General features: G+C 42.9%; 13 protein-coding genes, 1 tRNA gene and 1 other RNA gene. 3 read left to right on the plus strand and 12 right to left on the minus strand.

Translation table 11 applies throughout. The annotated features are described in order from the left end of the window. Positions 1–7: 7 nt before the first annotated feature. The 5 genes from C7384_RS02265 to glmS all read right to left on the minus strand — a co-directional run bounded on the left by C7384_RS02265 (position 8) and on the right by glmS (position 6,569). Complete coding sequence (locus C7384_RS02265; protein ID WP_089939459.1) at positions 8–1,729, minus strand: proline--tRNA ligase; 1,722 nt, start codon at positions 1,727–1,729, stop codon at positions 8–10. Between the two features lie 44 nt (positions 1,730–1,773). Next, positions 1,774–3,027, minus strand: coding sequence for an RIP metalloprotease RseP (gene rseP, locus C7384_RS02270; RefSeq protein ID WP_089939462.1), 1,254 nt, complete (start codon positions 3,025–3,027; stop codon positions 1,774–1,776). A gap of 37 nt (positions 3,028–3,064) precedes the next feature. Beyond that, a complete protein-coding gene (locus C7384_RS02275) occupies positions 3,065–3,862 on the minus strand; it encodes a phosphatidate cytidylyltransferase (RefSeq protein WP_089939464.1) in 798 nt (265 codons plus the stop codon). Positions 3,863–3,873: 11 nt separating this feature from the next. Then, the gene (locus C7384_RS02280; protein ID WP_089939466.1) at positions 3,874–4,641 is read right to left on the minus strand and encodes an isoprenyl transferase; all 768 of its coding nucleotides are present in this window, start codon (positions 4,639–4,641) and stop codon (positions 3,874–3,876) included. Positions 4,642–4,763: 122 nt separating this feature from the next. Further along, positions 4,764–6,569 (minus strand): glutamine--fructose-6-phosphate transaminase (isomerizing), encoded by a 1,806-nt coding sequence (gene glmS, locus C7384_RS02285; protein ID WP_089939468.1) that lies wholly within the window; start codon positions 6,567–6,569, stop codon positions 4,764–4,766. Positions 6,570–6,750: 181 nt separating this feature from the next. Between glmS and ade the strand changes: the two genes are divergently transcribed. Together ade and C7384_RS02295 are read left to right on the plus strand one after the other, a co-directional pair. Further along, entirely contained in the window at positions 6,751–8,409 is a 1,659-nt protein-coding gene (gene ade / locus C7384_RS02290; protein ID WP_089939470.1) for an adenine deaminase, read from the plus strand. A gap of 2 nt (positions 8,410–8,411) precedes the next feature. Then, entirely contained in the window at positions 8,412–8,903 is a 492-nt protein-coding gene (locus tag C7384_RS02295; protein ID WP_089939471.1) for a hypothetical protein, read from the plus strand. Positions 8,904–8,972: 69 nt separating this feature from the next. On the opposite strand, the gene C7384_RS02300 is transcribed toward C7384_RS02295, so the two are convergent. The 3 genes from C7384_RS02300 to C7384_RS02310 form a co-directional block, all read right to left on the minus strand. After that, positions 8,973–11,312, minus strand: a complete 2,340-nt coding sequence (locus tag C7384_RS02300) for a DNA translocase FtsK (RefSeq protein WP_089939473.1) — start codon at positions 11,310–11,312, stop codon at positions 8,973–8,975. A gap of 99 nt (positions 11,313–11,411) precedes the next feature. After that, positions 11,412–11,483: transfer RNA gene (locus C7384_RS02305), tRNA-Glu, on the minus strand. Between the two features lie 72 nt (positions 11,484–11,555). Next, positions 11,556–12,065 carry a tRNA (cytidine(34)-2'-O)-methyltransferase gene (locus C7384_RS02310; RefSeq protein ID WP_089939475.1) on the minus strand — a complete coding sequence of 170 codons (510 nt, stop codon included), beginning with the start codon at positions 12,063–12,065 and terminating at the stop codon, positions 11,556–11,558. 177 nt (positions 12,066–12,242) lie between these two features. Here C7384_RS02310 and C7384_RS02315 point away from each other — a divergent pair, with 177 nt between their 5' ends. Next, a complete protein-coding gene (locus C7384_RS02315) occupies positions 12,243–13,274 on the plus strand; it encodes a lactonase family protein (protein WP_089939477.1) in 1,032 nt (343 codons plus the stop codon). 41 nt (positions 13,275–13,315) lie between these two features. Here the strand turns inward: C7384_RS02315 and C7384_RS02320 are convergent, their stop codons facing one another. The 4 genes from C7384_RS02320 to C7384_RS02335 all read right to left on the minus strand — a co-directional run bounded on the left by C7384_RS02320 (position 13,316) and on the right by C7384_RS02335 (position 16,359). After that, positions 13,316–14,782 carry an ABC transporter substrate-binding protein/permease gene (locus C7384_RS02320; RefSeq protein ID WP_089939479.1) on the minus strand — a complete coding sequence of 489 codons (1,467 nt, stop codon included), beginning with the start codon at positions 14,780–14,782 and terminating at the stop codon, positions 13,316–13,318. Between the two features lie 128 nt (positions 14,783–14,910). Continuing rightward, an RNA gene (gene rnpB / locus C7384_RS02325) (RNase P RNA component class B) lies at positions 14,911–15,283 on the minus strand. A 15-nt stretch (positions 15,284–15,298) separates the two neighbouring features. After that, entirely contained in the window at positions 15,299–15,739 is a 441-nt protein-coding gene (locus tag C7384_RS02330) for a DivIVA domain-containing protein (protein ID WP_089939482.1), read from the minus strand. Positions 15,740–15,798: 59 nt separating this feature from the next. After that, positions 15,799–16,359: an SLOG family protein gene (locus tag C7384_RS02335; RefSeq protein ID WP_089939485.1), complete on the minus strand. Its 561-nt coding sequence runs from the start codon at positions 16,357–16,359 to the stop codon at positions 15,799–15,801. Positions 16,360–16,405 lie beyond the last annotated feature (46 nt).

The raw sequence follows: 16,405 nt of genomic DNA on the forward strand, positions 1-16,405 counted from the left end.
ACTACTTTTAATCTTCTTGTCCATTTAACAAAACTTGGATGGAGTCTTCAATTTCGCTAACCCGCATTTCAAAGTTAGTATGGCTGGCCCGAACCTTGACTTCGACAATGTCCTCGACTGCTTTTTTACCAACGGTGATTCGAACTGGAATACCAATCAAATCCGCATCCGCAAACTTAACCCCAGCTCGTTCTTTACGATCATCAACCAAAACATCAAGCCCCTGAGCCTTTAGATTCTCTTCCAAAGTCGCAGTTAACTTAGCTTGGTCTTCATCCTTAAGGTTAACCGGGACGATATGAACATCAAATGGCGCTACGCTGGCTGGCCAATCCAAACCTTCTTCATCGCCACGTTGTTCAACAATGGCACTTAACAAACGGGACACTCCGATTCCATATGATCCCATGATCATGTCAACATTGCGACCATTTTGATCCAGGACTTGAGCGCCTAATTTGGCAGAGTAACGAGTACCCAACTTAAAGATATGGGCAATTTCAATTCCCTTAGTAAAGTGTAACTTACCCTTACCTTCAACGGCTAAATCACCCTCACGAGCCAAACGGAAATCGCCAATAGCTTCGTCAGCTAGTGCCACATCACGTTGCCAATTCACATTGGTGTAATGCTTGCCATTTTGGTTAGCACCAGCCGAAAAATTAGCCAAATCAGCGGCCCGCTCATCAACCAATAAAGTGACATCTTCAGGCAAACCAACTGGTCCTAATGAACCAAAACCAGCGCCGATTTTTTCTTCGACTAAGGCTTCGTCAGCTAATTCAACAGCATTAGCGCCCAAGAAGTTTTGAACTTTAACTTCATTAACTTCAAAGTCACCAGTAGTTACAACCGCTACTAGCCGATCATCATCGGTTTTTAACATAATTGTTTTGACCAGTTGGTCAGCTGGTCGGTCCAATAGTTCAGACAACTCCGTAATGGTTTTAACTGTTGGCGTATCAATTAAAGTCAATTCTTGGGCCGGACTGTCATCTGGTTGGCGTTCGTAGAAATCTTTGGCCATTTCCAAATTAGCGGCATAATCGGTCGCATCCGAATAAACAATCGTGTCTTCACCGGCAGCAGCTGGCGCGGAAAATTCCTTAGAATCCGAGCCACCCATGGCACCGGCATCACCGACGATAATTCGATAATCTAAACCAACGCGATCAAAAATTTTTACATAGGCTTCTTCCATACTGCGGAAGGCCTTATCTAATCCTTCTTGGTCAGCACTAAAAGAATACGCATCCTTCATGATGAATTCACGCGTGCGTAAAAGACCAAAACGAGGCCGATTTTCATCACGGAACTTAGTTTGAATTTGGTAAACCAAAAGTGGCAATTTCTTGTAGGACTTAATTTCACTACCCATTAATTCGGTAAAGGTTTCCTCGTGAGTAGGTCCTAAGATAAAGTTACGGTTTTGCCGATTTTGGAACTTATACAAATCTGGTCCATAGGTAGCATAACGACCAGAACGTTCCCACAGCTCAGCTGGCAAGACTTCTGGTACTGACATTTCATTAGCATTAACCGCTGCCATTTCTTCTCGAATAATGGCTTCAATCTTATTTAAAACACGTTGGGCCAATGGTAAGTAAGAAAACATCCCCGCTGCAACTGGTCGAATATAACCAGCTTTTAATAACAATTGATGACTTTTTACCTCGGCATCAGCAGGTATTTCCCGCAAGGTTGGCATAAATAGTAGTGACTGTTTCATAAAATCCCCTTCATTCTAATTATGTACAATGGCAATCGCCATTTTTAACGCAAAATATCATTAATTGTAACGGCAATCATTAAGAGCATCAACAAACCTGCGCCCGTTAGGCCGATTGCATTTTGAACGATTGGTGGTAAAGGACGCCCCCAAACCCCTTCAATGCCGTCAATTAATAATTTACCACCATCTAACGGTGGAATGGGTAGCAAATTCATAATTCCCAAGTTAACAGATAGGGCGGCCATCAAACCAATCACCGTCACGATACCGGTTTGGCTGGCTTGTGAAGTGACCCGCGCCATCATGACAGGTCCGCCTAACTGGTTCAAACTAAAATGACCAGTAATCATATATTTCAAGGCATTCAAAACCTGCATAGCTGTATTAACTGTATTACTTATACCAAATTGTAAGCGCGACCACAAGTCTGTATACACCTTGGGCGTAATCCCGATGTGAACCTGTTTGGTTGGATCACCCTTGGTGACCACCGGATTAACCGTAATTGTTTTTTGACCTTGAGCTCTTTTAACGGTTACCTGAAGCACTTGATCTTGACTTTGGCTAATCTGACTGGCAATATCCTTCCAGTTGGCGACCTTAGTATTATTAATTTTAACTACCTGATCCCCAGCCTTAATACCTGCCTGCTGGGCTGGCTGTCCATTAATGACACCGCCAATAATCGGTTCATTCAGACTAATGCCTGGCTGCATTAATCCGTAGACAATTGATAATACGAGCGCCAGGATAAAATTCATTAAAGGACCAGCAAAATTAATTGCTAACCGTTTAGAAATTTTAGCACTTTGAACCCAAGTATCCCGAGGCGCAATTTGAAGGGCTAGGCCGTTTTTTTGGATGATATGGGCATCATGATTAACAGCATAGGTCACCAGTTCTTCAGAATCTAAGCCGTAACCACTTAGGGTTAAGTGATCGGTTAAATCAAAGCTATCAACCCGAAAAACCAGTCCGCCCTGTTCTTGATCAACCCGGGTGTCCATTGTAATGATTTCTTGTTGATCATTAAAAGTTAACCGTAGCTGTTGGCCGGGCTCTAAGTCAGCTTCTTCGTCGGTACCAGCCATTCGAACATAACCACCGACTGGTAACAAACGAATCACATAAGCAGTCCCGTTGCGTTGCCAACTCAATAATTTAGGTCCCATGCCAATCGCAAATTCACGAACTAAAACACCAGCTCGTTTAGCGACAATAAAATGGCCAAATTCATGCACTGTGACTAAAATTCCAAAAACAAAAATAAAGGCAATGATGGTTGTAAATGACATCGCAATAACCCTTTCAGATTACGTTTACACGTTAATCTTAACGAAGCATACCCAAAATTGACATCAGGGGCATCACCACTAACATCGAATCAAAACGATCTAAAATACCGCCATGACCCGGCAAAATATTTCCCGAATCCTTGACCTTAAAGTAGCGCTTCAAAGCCGATTCAATCAAATCTCCAATTTGGCCACCGATTGACAAAACAATCGCTAAGCCAAGCATTTCAATGTAGTTGTAGCTAATTAAATGCATTGCAGCATAAATAGCTGGCACAATAAGTGCTGCTAATAATGATCCCCCAATTGAACCTTCCCAAGTTTTGTTAGGGCTAATTTGAGGCGCCAATTTATGCTTACCAATTTGACGACCAACCATATAGGCCCCCGAATCAGTAATCCAAACAATCAACATCCCAAACAATACGGTTGCTAAACTCTTACTATCGGCCTGGAAGAAGTAGTGAAAACCAGTCCCAATATAAATCATCGATAGGAATAAAACACCGGCATCATCATAATTAAAATGATTACGGCTAAAAACTGTCCGAACTAGAAGCAAGAAACCAATCGTATACATAACAGTTTGGGCTGACATAGTTAGTGGTAAATCAGCTGAATGCCATAGATAGTTAGGAATAATAACCGCCATAACACCAATGTAGGCAATGATTGCTTCAAAGGAAATCAGATAACTATGGGTCATCCGTAAAATTTCACTCATCGCGACAATACCTAAACCAAGTGACAAAATCAAAAGCGGCATTTGGCCAACAATTAAAATCGGAATAAAAACGGCAAGGGCCACAATGGCCGTAATAACTCGTGTTTTCATGAAGCAATAACTCACTTTCTAACGTTTAAACCACCAAAACGTCGATCACGCTTGGTATATGATTCAATGGCTTTTTGAAGATCTTGTTGATCAAAATCCGGCCAAAGGGTATCAGTAAAATAAAGCTCACTATAAGCAGATTGATAGGTTAAAAAATTACTTAACCGTTGTTCTCCAGAGGTCCGAATGACTAAATCAGGATTAGCTAAATCACCTAGAAAAGCCGTTTGTAAGGTCGCTTCAAAGTGTTTTTGGTCAATTTGAGTGGCATCTAATTGCCCAGTCTGTACTTGCTCAGCCAGACTTTTAGTAGCTTGAATAATATCCGCTTGACCGCCATAATTAAGGGCAAAATTTAAAATCATCCCGGTATTTGCCTGCGTAGCCTCTACCGCATCAGCCACTGCTTTTTGGGTGGCAACTGGCAAGGCGGTTAAATCGCCCATCACCTGCATGCGCACATTATTGGCAATTAAATCCGGCACAAATCGTTCAAAAAAAGAAATTGGTAATTTCATTAAAAAAGAAACTTCATCTTGTGGCCGGGACCAATTTTCAGTCGAAAAAGCATAGAGACTTAAGACTTCTACCCCCATTGCTTGGGCCGCAATTGTGATTTTCTTGACCGCATCAACCCCAACCTTATGGCCAGCAACTCGATTGAGTAGCCGCTTTTTAGCCCAGCGGCCGTTGCCATCCATAATAATGGCTAGATGGTGCGGAATTTTCAAATCAGATGTTTGATCTGTATCGTCAATCTTTTTAGTAAAAAGCGCCAAAACGCTTTCCTCCTATCTATTTTTAAGAAGATACTTTCCGTTTTATTTTACCAGAAGCAACAATTTGGCACAAAAAACAGCCGGAATTTGTCCGACTGCCAAATTGTAGTTTATATAGGAATTTATTGAACGGTCACGCTCTTAGCCAAGTTACGGGGCCGATCAACATCCAAGCCACGGGCCAAAGTAGCATAATAGGCAATCAATTGCGCTGGAATGACAGCTAACAAGGGCATCAGCAGTTCGTCAACTTCAGGCAAAACATAGGCATCATCAGGACGAGCCAAGCTCTTAGATGAAATCGTAATTGTGTTAGCGCCACGGGCAGCCACTTGGGCAACTTCTCCACGGAGCAAACCGGCAGTTTTAGCCTGTGTTAACAAGGCAAAGACGGGAGTTCCCTCTTCAATCAAAGAAATGGTCCCATGCTTTAATTCACCAGCAGCAAATCCTTCAGTTTGAATATAAGAAATTTCCTTTAACTTCAAGGCTGCTTCCAAGGCCACCGCCGCATCCAAACCACGACCGATATAAAAGGCAGAATGTTGATCCTTCAAAGCACTTTCAGCAATTGCTTGGAAAGTCGCTTTTTCATCAGTGATGGCCTGAATTTCGACCGCTACCTTCGCTAATTCTTGTTTCAAATCCAATTCAACCTCACCCAATGAGTAAGCCAAAATGGCTTGCACAATAATCTGAGCGGTATAGGCCTTAGTTGAAGCTACCGCAATTTCTGGTCCTGCCAAAACAGGTAAGGCAAAGTCCGCTTCCCGAGTTAGCGTTGAGTTCATGACATTAGCAATGGTTAAAGTTGGGAAACCTTGGCGCTTAATGTTATCCAAAACCTCACGTGAATCAGCGGTTTCACCAGATTGACTCAAGAAAATAAAGAAGGGATGCTCACTAAGGAGCGGTTGATCATAAGCAAATTCAGAAGCGATATGCACTTCAGTTGGGATATTAGCCCAGTTTTCAAAGTAACGCTTTCCTACCAAACCGGCATGATAAGAGGTTCCGGCCGCAATGATGTATAGCCGGTCAGCTTGCTTAATGGTGTCGCCGATAGCACAACCAATCCCAACAATTTCACCTTCGTCATTAAAATAATGACCGGCTAAAGTCCGAGCCACAACGGCTTGCTCGTCAATTTCTTTCAGCATATAGTAAGGATAAGCACCCTTATCAGTTTGAGCTGGGTCAATATCCAAGTGGAAAGGTTCGCGCACAACAGCCTGGCCATCAGCGCCAAAAATTTCAACTGAATTAGGCTTAACTAGGGCAATATCGCCATCCATCAATTCAATAAAATTAGCAGTCATATCCAACATAGCGGCTGCATCAGAGGTTACCGCATTGCCATGATCAGAAACGCCAATTAATAAAGGACTCTTTTTCTTGGCTACATACAAAGTATCAGGCTCTTGGCTATCCATTAGTAAGAAACCATAAGCCGAGTTACCATCCAAGAGACTAATCATCTTAGCAAAGGCATCTCGCGTGGAAAGTTCTTCTTCTTTGGCAAACTTATCCACTAATTGAACGGCAACTTCGGTATCAGTTTGTGAGGCAAAAGTAACACCGGCCAAATATTGTTCTTGTAATTCTTGGTAGTTTTCAATGACGCCATTGTGCACCAAATGGAAGCGATGGTCACTAGAAGCCTGCGGATGGGCATTTTCAACGGACACATTACCGTGGGTAGCCCAACGCGTGTGCGCAATACCAGCCGTCCCGTAGACACCTTGAGCCTGCGCCTCAGCAACTAAAGCACTAACGCGTCCCTTTTCTTTAACTAAAAAGTCGGTTCCATCAGGATTAGCCAAATAGACCCCAGCTGAATCATAGCCACGGTATTCCAACTTTTCCAGTCCCCGTAGCAAATAAGGCAAGGCATTCTCTACACCAGTAACACCAACAATTCCACACATAATATTCGTTCTCACTTTCACACAGATTGGTTTAACTTTTTAATAATTTAACAAAGCCTATTTTATAGGATATAAGGACGTTGGTCAACTTGTTTTTAATAATTGGTATAGACAATACAACCCAAACTTTTAAGCTAAAACTATGATAAACTAAAAGCCAATTATAAGGAGGAAGATAGTCATGGGTACAACAATCAGCTGGAAGATTATTAACGGCCAGATTTTAGATGTTTTTAATCAAGAATTTATCAAAACCGATCTTTGGATTGACGGAGAAACAATCGTTTATTGTGGTAAGCGAGATGATTGGCAAGCCCAACAGACCTATGATGCCAACGGAGCATATATTGTGCCTGGTTTTATCGACGGACACGTTCATATTGAGAGCTCCCTACTAACACCAAGCGAGTTTGGTCGGCTGAGTCTACAAAATGGGGTCACTCGCATCTTTGCCGATCCCCATGAAATTGCTAGTGTAGCCGGTAAAAAAGGGATTGATTACATGCTAGCAGCCAGCCAAGATACGCCACTACATATTCACTATATGTTACCTTCCAGTGTGCCCGCAGCCCCCTTTGAACATGCTGGCGCAACTTTAAAAGCTGCTGATTTAAAGCCTTTTTATGACAATCCGCAGGTAAATGGTCTTGCTGAAGTAATGGATTATCCAGCTGTTGCTAACCAAGATGATGACATGTTGACCAAAATTAAAGATGCCCAGGCAGCCGGTAAACATGCCGATGGACATGGGGCTGGTCTTACGCCAGCTCAACTGGCTGTCTACCGGAAGTATGGCATTGACACCGACCATGAGGCCAGTACTGCCCAAGCAGCACTCGATCGGGTTCGGGCCGGTTTTAACGTCTTTGTCCGAGAAGGCACCGTAGAGCGTGATGAACTCGCCCTACTCCCAGCTATTACCGAAAAAAATGAAGATCGATTCTCATTTGCTACTGACGATAAAACAGCTGGTGATATTTACCACGAAGGTTCGATTAACTACAATGTTAAATTAGCCCTTCAGGCTGGTTTAGATCCAGCCCTAGTCTATAAAATGGCTTCTTATAACGCCGCCCAAGCTCAACACATTGACCAGGTTGGGGCCATAGCACCCGGCTATGTAGCAGATTTATTGATTATTGAGCCCGGCCAAGAAGTTACAATCAAGGATGTCATGGTCGCTGGCCAGTGGTTTGAAAATCAGGCCCAACCAATTTTAAGTTTAGTTGATCGCCGCTTTAACTTTACTTTGGCTTTAGCTGATTTGGCATTGCCCTTACAGGCGCAAAAATCAGCCAACGTAATCAAAATTATGCCCCATCACATCACCACCAAGCATTTACGCGTGCCCGTACCAGTTGAGGATGGCTATTTTGTACCAAATCAGAATTTCACTAAGGTTGTCGTGGTTGAACGCTACCATAATTTAGGTTACGGCCTGGGAATTATCCAAGGTCTAGCAATCCATCAAGGGGCGATTGCCTCCAGCATTGCCCATGATTCGCATAATATCATCGCTGCCGGTGACAACGATGCCGATATTTTCTTAGCGATTCAAACCTTAAAAGACATCGGCGGTGGGCAAGTTGTGGTTCATCAGGGACAAATAACCACGCTACCACTGACAATTGGTGGCTTAATGTCTGACCAACCATTTGAAACGGTTATTAAACAACACCAGGAGCTATTAACTGCTTTTTCAACCTTGAGTGACCTGGCGTTTGATCCCTTCTTAACTCTTTCCTTTATGGCTTTGCCGGTTATTCCGAGTCTAAAAATTACCGATCAAGGACTCTTTGATTTTGAACAGTTCAAATTTATTAAGATTCAAGAGGTTTAAACATGCAAGCGATTACCGTTAGTCCCGCGCAACTCCTAACTATTTTTCTGGGAAAAGAGGTCCAGCTCAATCAACTGGCCGATGGCTTATATTTACTAGCTGCCCAGAAAAATAACAGTCCGCAACTCCCCTCCGAAATGGCCGGTGCGATTGTGGCCCTGACTGCTGGTCAAGTCACTTTAGTTAGTCTGGTTCACCCCTTTGCCGTTGCTGATCAAACCGGCATTTTCAACGTTGATGATGCTCAGATTCATCGCGAACCTTATAACTGGTTTGGCCCTCAAGCCTTAGTAATTGAAAAGAAATTACAGGACTTTCTAAAAGATTATGATGGTCCCCGTGATGATCAACAGGGCGTTCCTCGCCAATATATTCCAGACGAAATTGCCCGACCAGTGCTCCTATCTGATCGGTACTGGCAGGACTACATCCCCTTTGTCAATGATCCCGATGGTCAATTTGCCGCTCAAATTAAACCGATTTTCACCAAATAAAAAAGGATAACCATTTAAAGTTATCCTTTTTTATCAGAAGTCAGTCCTAATTGGATGCTGGCTTCTTTTTTATTCAGCATTATTACTACGGCTAATATTAACTTGACGAGGACGAGCGCCGTCAGCTGGGCCGATATAACCGGCAGCTTCTAAATCATCGATTAAACGGGCAGCACGATTATAGCCAATTCGGAACCGTCGTTGTAAGAGCGACGTTGAAGCTTTTTGCTCCCCAATGACAAACTCGAGTGCTTCTTGAAAGAGTTCATCCTCACTCTGGCCTTGATTACTACCAGTAGCATCTTGGGCAATTTCTTCATCAGTGACGGTCATACTATCGGAGTATTCGACATCTTGTTGGCTTTTTACAAATTCAACCACATTGGTCACATCTTGGTTACTGATAAAGGCCCCCTGCACGCGCTGCATCGGTTTGCCAGGCGGCGCAAAGATCATGTCTCCTCGACCCAGTAACTTCTCAGCTCCATTACTATCTAAAATAGTTCGAGAATCCACTCCAGAGGCAGTTCTAAAGGCAATTCGTCCAGGAATATTACTTTTAATCGTCCCATTAATGACTTTGACATCAGGTCGCTGGGTAGCCAGAATCATATGAATCCCGGCTGCCCGGGCTTTGGCTCCTAATCGAGCAATCGAAACTTCAATTTCACTCCCGACTGTGCTCATCAAATCAGCAAACTCATCCACAATCGCCACAATGTAAGGTAAACGATGCATGACTGCTTGCCCATTATCCTTAGCTGCAAGATTATGGGCATCAACGGCAGCATTATACTCATTAACGTTCCGTTTACCAAATTCCGCCAATAACTGGTAACGATTTTCCATTTCATCAACTAATTTTTGTAAGGACTTGGCCGCCTTGCGTGGATCAGAAACCACAGGCGTTAGTAAATGCGGAATCCCATTATAAATTGATAATTCGACTACTTTGGGATCAACCATCATTAATTTCACTTCGCTGGGTTTAGCCTTTAGCAACAAAGAAACAATAATCCCGTTTAACCCGACTGATTTTCCTGATCCAGTTGATCCAGCGATTAACAGGTGGGGCATACTGGCTAAATCAGCAAAAACAATGTTCCCCGTGACATCCCGCCCAAGTGGTACGGTCAAAAGATGATCATGGTCATTGGGGACTTGTTCCATCATATCGCGAAAGCCAACTACTGACTGAGTTGCATTGGGGACTTCGATGCCGACAAAGGGTTTACCTGGAATTGGCGCTTCAATTCGAATTGATTTAGCCGCTAAGGCTAAGGCCAAATCATCGGCTAAATTGGCAATTCGGTTTACCTTAACTCCTTGGCCAGGCTTTAATTCATACTGAGTCACACTAGGTCCCAGAGCCACGCTAGTCACTTCGGCCTCAACGCCAAAGCTTTGCAAAGTATCATGCACTAAGCGTGATTTTTCGGTTAAGCTTTGGTACTCCTTAGTTTGGTCCGTTGGTTTGGTTTTGGTTAATAAATCAGTTGAGGGTAATTGATAATTTTCATCGATGGTATTATTGGTAAAATCAGGTACTGCGCTACTAGTTTGACTAGTACTAGCCTCCGCTTCAGTTCCAATCGTATCACTGGTTGGTTGATTCCATTTAATTTCTGGCTCAACTGGTTCTGAAACTGGCATAACTGGCATTTGGTCAGTGACTGACTCTGACTGTGGTACCCCTGCCGACTGACTCTTATGCAAGCCCAAGGGATCATCACCATAATCAACAATGTCGTGCCCCTCTTTTTTGGCTAATAAAGGCGTACGATCCCGACGTTGGCCACGCTTTTTTTGTAACTCTTGAACCTGAGTCTGAGCTTGTACAACCCCTTTTTGGGCAATATCTCGGGCTGGAATTTTAAATAAAACTATTGCCCCTGCCAGCAAACTCAAAACAATTAAGATAATAACGCCAATATTGGATAGCAGTTGAAAGCTTAATTGGTACAACCAAGCACCAATTAAACCCGCTCCCACGGGCGTTCCAGCAGATTGGTTAGTAAAATCTTGTCCAATAATTCGTAGCACCTGGTTAGCATACCCCGGTTCTGGAAAGTTCCCTTGGCTAAAAAAGAGCATGGAAGAACCTAGAAAAGCTGAAAAAGTAAGCAGACTACCGCCCAGCCAAATCCGGCCACTGGGCCAGTAAGGCTTTTGCATGATTAAATAGTACAAGGATTGCAGAAGAGCTACACCGAGGACTACTTGATATAAATCACCAACAAAGAATCGTAAACAGTTGGCCGCATAGATACCAAACAAACCAATTTTAAAAAGTGCAAAAATGCTGATAATAATAAAAACTAATAAGGTAATATTAGTCGATTGATCCTTTTTTACGGCCTTTTTACTCACTCTTTTTTTAGGACGTGGACTTCGTTTTTTACTGGGCACAATAAGCCTCCCCCTCTTCAAGCTTGCCAAATCATTTGTATTATAAGCTATTAAATTGAGAAAATAAAAAAGTTGCAACTTAACGTTGCAACTTTTTTATAGCTCGTGAGAGAATCGAACTCTCGATTCCGCCGTGAAAGGGCAGCGTCTTAGCCACTTGACCAACGAGCCATGGTCAGTTGTTATTTCTTGTCCGAAACAACATAGATAATAATATCAAATAGTCAGCTAGCCGTCAAGCCATTATTTTAATTTATCTTGGTCATAATGATGACTACTTTCCAATCCCGGAAAGCCTTGCTGCCGTAAGGCTTCATAAAGTACAATCGCCACGGTATTAGACAAGTTCAACGAACGAACATGTTGATCATCTTGAGGAATACGAATCGCTTTATCGGGGTTTTGGCGCATAAAGACTTCTGGCAAACCAGTCGTCTCCTTACCAAACAAGAAATAGCAATCCCCGCCCTGTTGATAATCGGCCTGACTATAATCCCGATTAGCAAATTTTGATACTAAAAATAACTGATCGTCGGCTTTTAAAGTTGCCAAAAATTCTGGTAAATTAGCATGGCGAACCAACTGAACATGCTCCCAATAGTCTAATCCGGCCCGTTTAACGTGCTTATCATCTAATTCAAAACCAAGTGGTTCAATTAAATGCAAAACGGCATCAGTTCCTGCCGTGGTGCGGGCAATATTGCCAGTGTTCGCCGGCATCAAGGGTTCAAATAAAACAATGTGATTAGTCATGGGCTACTCCGTATTATTCTTTAACAGGTTTTTATGTTTTTTCTAACTTAAAAGCTACTCAGCCTTTAGGACAATAACAAACGCTATTCTACCACATTGCCGCCTAAGTGCGAGTAAAAAGGCTATGTTATAATGTTAGTGTATTTGATAACTATTAAAAGGAGTCATTATTTAATTATGTCGATTCATAAATTGTTACTTGGAACCTACACCAAGCGCACCTCAAAGGGTGTTTATGAGGTTGAATTGGATACCCAAAGCCAGCAGCTGCAAAATGCTACTTTGGTCTTTGAACTAACTAATCCAACTTATCTAGCGCTTTCTAAGGCTAATAAGGTCTATGCCGTTGAAAACCGCGATGGTCAAGGTGGTGTCGTAACCTTAGACAACACCCAACGGCCCATGGTTGAATTGGATGCCCAGTTAAGTGACGGATCCGCCCCAGCCTACATCGGCGTGGATGAAGCTCGTCAGTTGGTCTTTGCCGGCTATTACCACCGGGGTCTGGTTGAAGTCTACAAAATTCAAGCCGATGGTCGTTTACAACTAGCCGATAGCTTTCAAAACGAAGGTTCAGGCCCCCGTCCAGAACAAAGCGCTGCCCACATTCATTTTTGTAATTTAACACCCGACAATCGCTTAGTCGCAGTTGATTTAGGTGCTGATCAAGTTATTACTTTTGACGTTAGTGATGATGGTCAGTTAACCGAACTGAACCGCTATCAAACGGATGCCGGTTTTGGTCCTCGTCATATTCGCTTTTCTCCCGATGGACAGTATGCCTACCTATTAGGTGAGCTTTCCAGCCTCCTCAGTGTATTAAAGTACAATCAAGAAGACGGTTCTTTTGAACACCTGATGACCACTTCTACCATTCCTGATGATTGGACTGAACATAACGGGGCCGCTGCGATTCGGGTCTCAGCCGATGGTCGTTTTATTTACACCTCTAATCGTGGTCATGATTCCGTAAGTGTCTTCGAATGTACCAATCTAGGTGCTGAGATTGAATTAATCCAATTAATCAGCACTGAGGGAAGCTTCCCCCGGGATATGGCGCTTGACCCTAGCGAAAACTACCTAGTCGTCGCGAATCAAGAAACCGATAACCTTTCCCTATATGCTCGTGATGAACAAACTGGTGAACTAAGCCTTTTGCAAAAAGGCTTTACCCTACCCGAAGGTGTCCGAGTAACTTTTGAAAATTAATAGCACTTAAAAGGAGCCCTGCTGATTAGCAGGGCTCCTTTTTAACGATGCATTCGACTTTCTACAAAGCCTAGGCAACGACTGATAGTAAAGGTCAAAGTAAAGTAAATTAATGAGGCAATAACCAGCGGAATAAAGGGTTCAAATGAAGCCCCTTGCACCACACCTGTTTCATACATCAACTCGCCCACACCAATGACCGAAACCACGGAACCTTCCTTGATAACTGAGACGAACTCGTTACCTAGGGCCGGTAAGATGTTACGGACGGCCTGTGGCAAAATTACCAAGCACATGGCCTTAGAATGCGTCAAACCAAGCGAACGAGCCGCCTCCATTTGACCACCATCGACTGAAGTAATTCCCGAACGAATAATTTCAGCGACATAGGCGGCCGAATTTAAGCCCATCGCTAAGGCTCCAGCGGCAAAGGCTGATAAATTCAAACCCAGTGCTTGAGAACCGAAGAAAACCATAAAGGCCTGAACTAGTAATGGCGTTCCCCGGACATACTCCACATAGATATTACCGATGGCTTTAAAGATAAAGACTGAAGACAGCTTCATCAGGGCAAAGAGAATACCCAGGGTTACCCCCAAAGCTACTCCAACAACTGCTAAGGCCAGGGTAATGCCAGTTCCAGTCACAAAGTAGTGGCCGTACTTTTGCCAGTAGCTGTCATTTTGATCTGCAAACATTTGCTGATTGGCCTTCTTTTGCCACTTAGTAAACTGACCATCGGTAGTCACCTTATGGATCACTTCGTTTACCTTGGCTTTAAAGGCTGGAGAATCCTTAGGTAAGGCTACGGCACTTTGCGTACTGCCATCCGCAGAATAAGTTGGATAAATTACCTTGAAACTCTTATTTTGTTGCTCATAGGCTTGAGCAATCGTTTTTTCAGCAACGATTCCACTGATGACACCCTGACTCAATTGAGAAATCAAGTTAGGATACTTTTGTAAGCTAACCACGCTGGCCCCATTGATACTCTTAGCAATCTCTTCTTGGGTTGTTTGCGTTTGAGCGCCAATCTTAGTACCGGCAAAGGTTGATAAATCAGTGGTGTATTTATTCTGATTTTTTTTCAAAATCAACATGGCCTGTGGTGAACGTAGGTAGACATCGGAAAAATCAACCTGTTCTTCACGTTCCGGTGTAGCTGACATTCCTGAAGCAATCATGTCAATTTTGCCGGTTTTTAAGGCCCCCAAGAGGGCATCAAAGCCCATATCTTCAACTTCTAGCTTAACGCCTAATTTGTCAGCAATGGCCTGAGCCAAAGAAACATCAAAACCGACAATTTCATCCTTACCATTAATCTTAGTATGAAATTCATAAGGAGCATAATCGGCTGATAATCCAACCGTTAACTTACCCTTTTTTTGAATTCTAGCTAAAGTTGGATCAGTTTCATCGGCCGCAACCGAAGTTCCAGCGCTCAAAAAAAATGGTATGATTAACAATCCCAAAAGGGACCAAGTCAACCCTTTAAATATTCTTTTCATGTTCACTCCTGCAAGGCTCTATTAAATAACTACCTCATCATTATAGCCAGAATATCAAACTATGTCAGTAAAGAATGTCGACGTCTTTATAATAAAAAAATCCGCTTACGCGGATTCCTGTTGCAGATGCCTATAGGCCATGTTTTGTTCCAGTATAAGTCAGGAGCTTATACCTTCAGTAATCATCTATCTAAGTTCGCTAACGAACCATACCGACCATCGTTTCATTTCACTAGGTCAGCCGCCCCTACCAAAGTTTGGGTTGCCCGCTTGTGGGGTTTACCTCGTCTCAAATACTAACTTTCATTAGCATATCCGTTTCTATAGCACTTTCAAACCTATTCATGCATAGCAAAGCCTTAGCACTTTCAGTTGCCGTAATGGTGTTACCACCACCCCTGGGTTTATTTCTTATCCCAGCACAAACACTACATCCGTCTCAGAATGTGCGAGCATGGACCTTCCTCACATAAGAAATATTATGCGCAATTACTCAGCATCTGCAATTGTTGAGTATTAGCGGTTACGATTAGTACCGCTTTGATTCTTATCAGAGCGTTCCCGACCAAAGACCGCTAATTCTAAGTTAGCCACGCGCTTTAGCAATTCAGTATCAACTGAATTAACCACAGCGGCTTGTGGTTGAGCTTGGGTCGTACTTTCTTCAGCAACTACGCTACGAGGACGTTCTACTTCAGATTCCTGTGGTGCAGTTACGGCCGAAATATGACCAGAGTTCTGGTAAGTTACTAGTTGCTTTTGAGCGGCCCGTAAGGCATCTTGCAACTTAGCGACTTCACCTTGAAGTTGTTCGATTTGGTCATTAAAAACACCATAATCGCTAATAACGCCATCCAAGAAGTCATCAACGTCTTGGGGATCGTAACCAACCCCCATCCGTCGTTGCTTAAAGACACGTTCATAAATATCTTTTTGGGTATATTTAACTTGAGCCACAGATATTACTCCTTATAGTTCACTACTACCATCTTAACAGGAAGCCAACTGAATCGCAATTAATCCAGATTATTTTCTCGTTGTTCTTGTAAATCTAAAGCTGCCTCTTGCAAATTATCCATATCCAGTAACTGCAAGGGATACGGGTGTTTGGCCTGGTAGGCTAAAATTTTTTGATAATCGTACTGGGCTTTACCTTCAAATTCGGCATCGTATACTAAGGCCGCTTGATCGGTATGACCTAGTAAAAAATCTTGATATTGCTGAAGTTGACTCGGGTTTTGATATTTTTGATTTGAAACCGTACCAAAAAAATCAACTTGAGTTTTTAACTGAGCTAGTACCGCTTGCTTAGCCGGTTGCCAATTACCCCCAAAATCCGCAAAGGGTAAAATCATGGCAATTTTAAGGTCTGGGTAGTCGGCTTTTAATTCTTGGGCCACTTGGATGGCCCACTGTTCAATTCCCAATTGCCCGCCAGTAATAATCCACTCCAGCCCTAAATCAATTTGTTCAACAAAAAAGGTTCGCAAGGCATACTGGATTACTTGAATTTTAGGATCATTATCTTTAAACACACCTAGTTCATAGCTACGGTAACCACTAACCCACATTCTCATTGCCTTTATCCTCCCAACTACTCGAAATTAAAAGCCCCGTTCAAGA

Origin of the sequence: Convivina intestini (genome assembly GCF_003096575.1) — a bacterium.
GTDB lineage: Bacteria > Bacillota > Bacilli > Lactobacillales > Lactobacillaceae > Convivina > Convivina intestini.

Bases quoted from the DNA above. Each gene is read 5' to 3' on its own strand.
- C7384_RS02265 (WP_089939459.1), bottom strand. From the start codon at position 1,729: ATGAAACAGTCACTACTATTTATGCCAACCTTGCGGGAAATACCTGCT.
- ade (WP_089939470.1), top strand. From the start codon at position 6,751: ATGGGTACAACAATCAGCTGGAAGATTATTAACGGCCAGATTTTAGAT.
- rseP (WP_089939462.1), bottom strand. From the start codon at position 3,027: ATGTCATTTACAACCATCATTGCCTTTATTTTTGTTTTTGGAATTTTA.
- C7384_RS02335 (WP_089939485.1), bottom strand. From the start codon at position 16,359: ATGAGAATGTGGGTTAGTGGTTACCGTAGCTATGAACTAGGTGTGTTT.
- C7384_RS02295 (WP_089939471.1), top strand. From the start codon at position 8,412: ATGCAAGCGATTACCGTTAGTCCCGCGCAACTCCTAACTATTTTTCTG.
- C7384_RS02320 (WP_089939479.1), bottom strand. From the start codon at position 14,782: ATGAAAAGAATATTTAAAGGGTTGACTTGGTCCCTTTTGGGATTGTTA.
- C7384_RS02275 (WP_089939464.1), bottom strand. From the start codon at position 3,862: ATGAAAACACGAGTTATTACGGCCATTGTGGCCCTTGCCGTTTTTATT.
- C7384_RS02310 (WP_089939475.1), bottom strand. From the start codon at position 12,065: ATGACTAATCACATTGTTTTATTTGAACCCTTGATGCCGGCGAACACT.
- glmS (WP_089939468.1), bottom strand. From the start codon at position 6,569: ATGTGTGGAATTGTTGGTGTTACTGGTGTAGAGAATGCCTTGCCTTAT.
- C7384_RS02315 (WP_089939477.1), top strand. From the start codon at position 12,243: ATGTCGATTCATAAATTGTTACTTGGAACCTACACCAAGCGCACCTCA.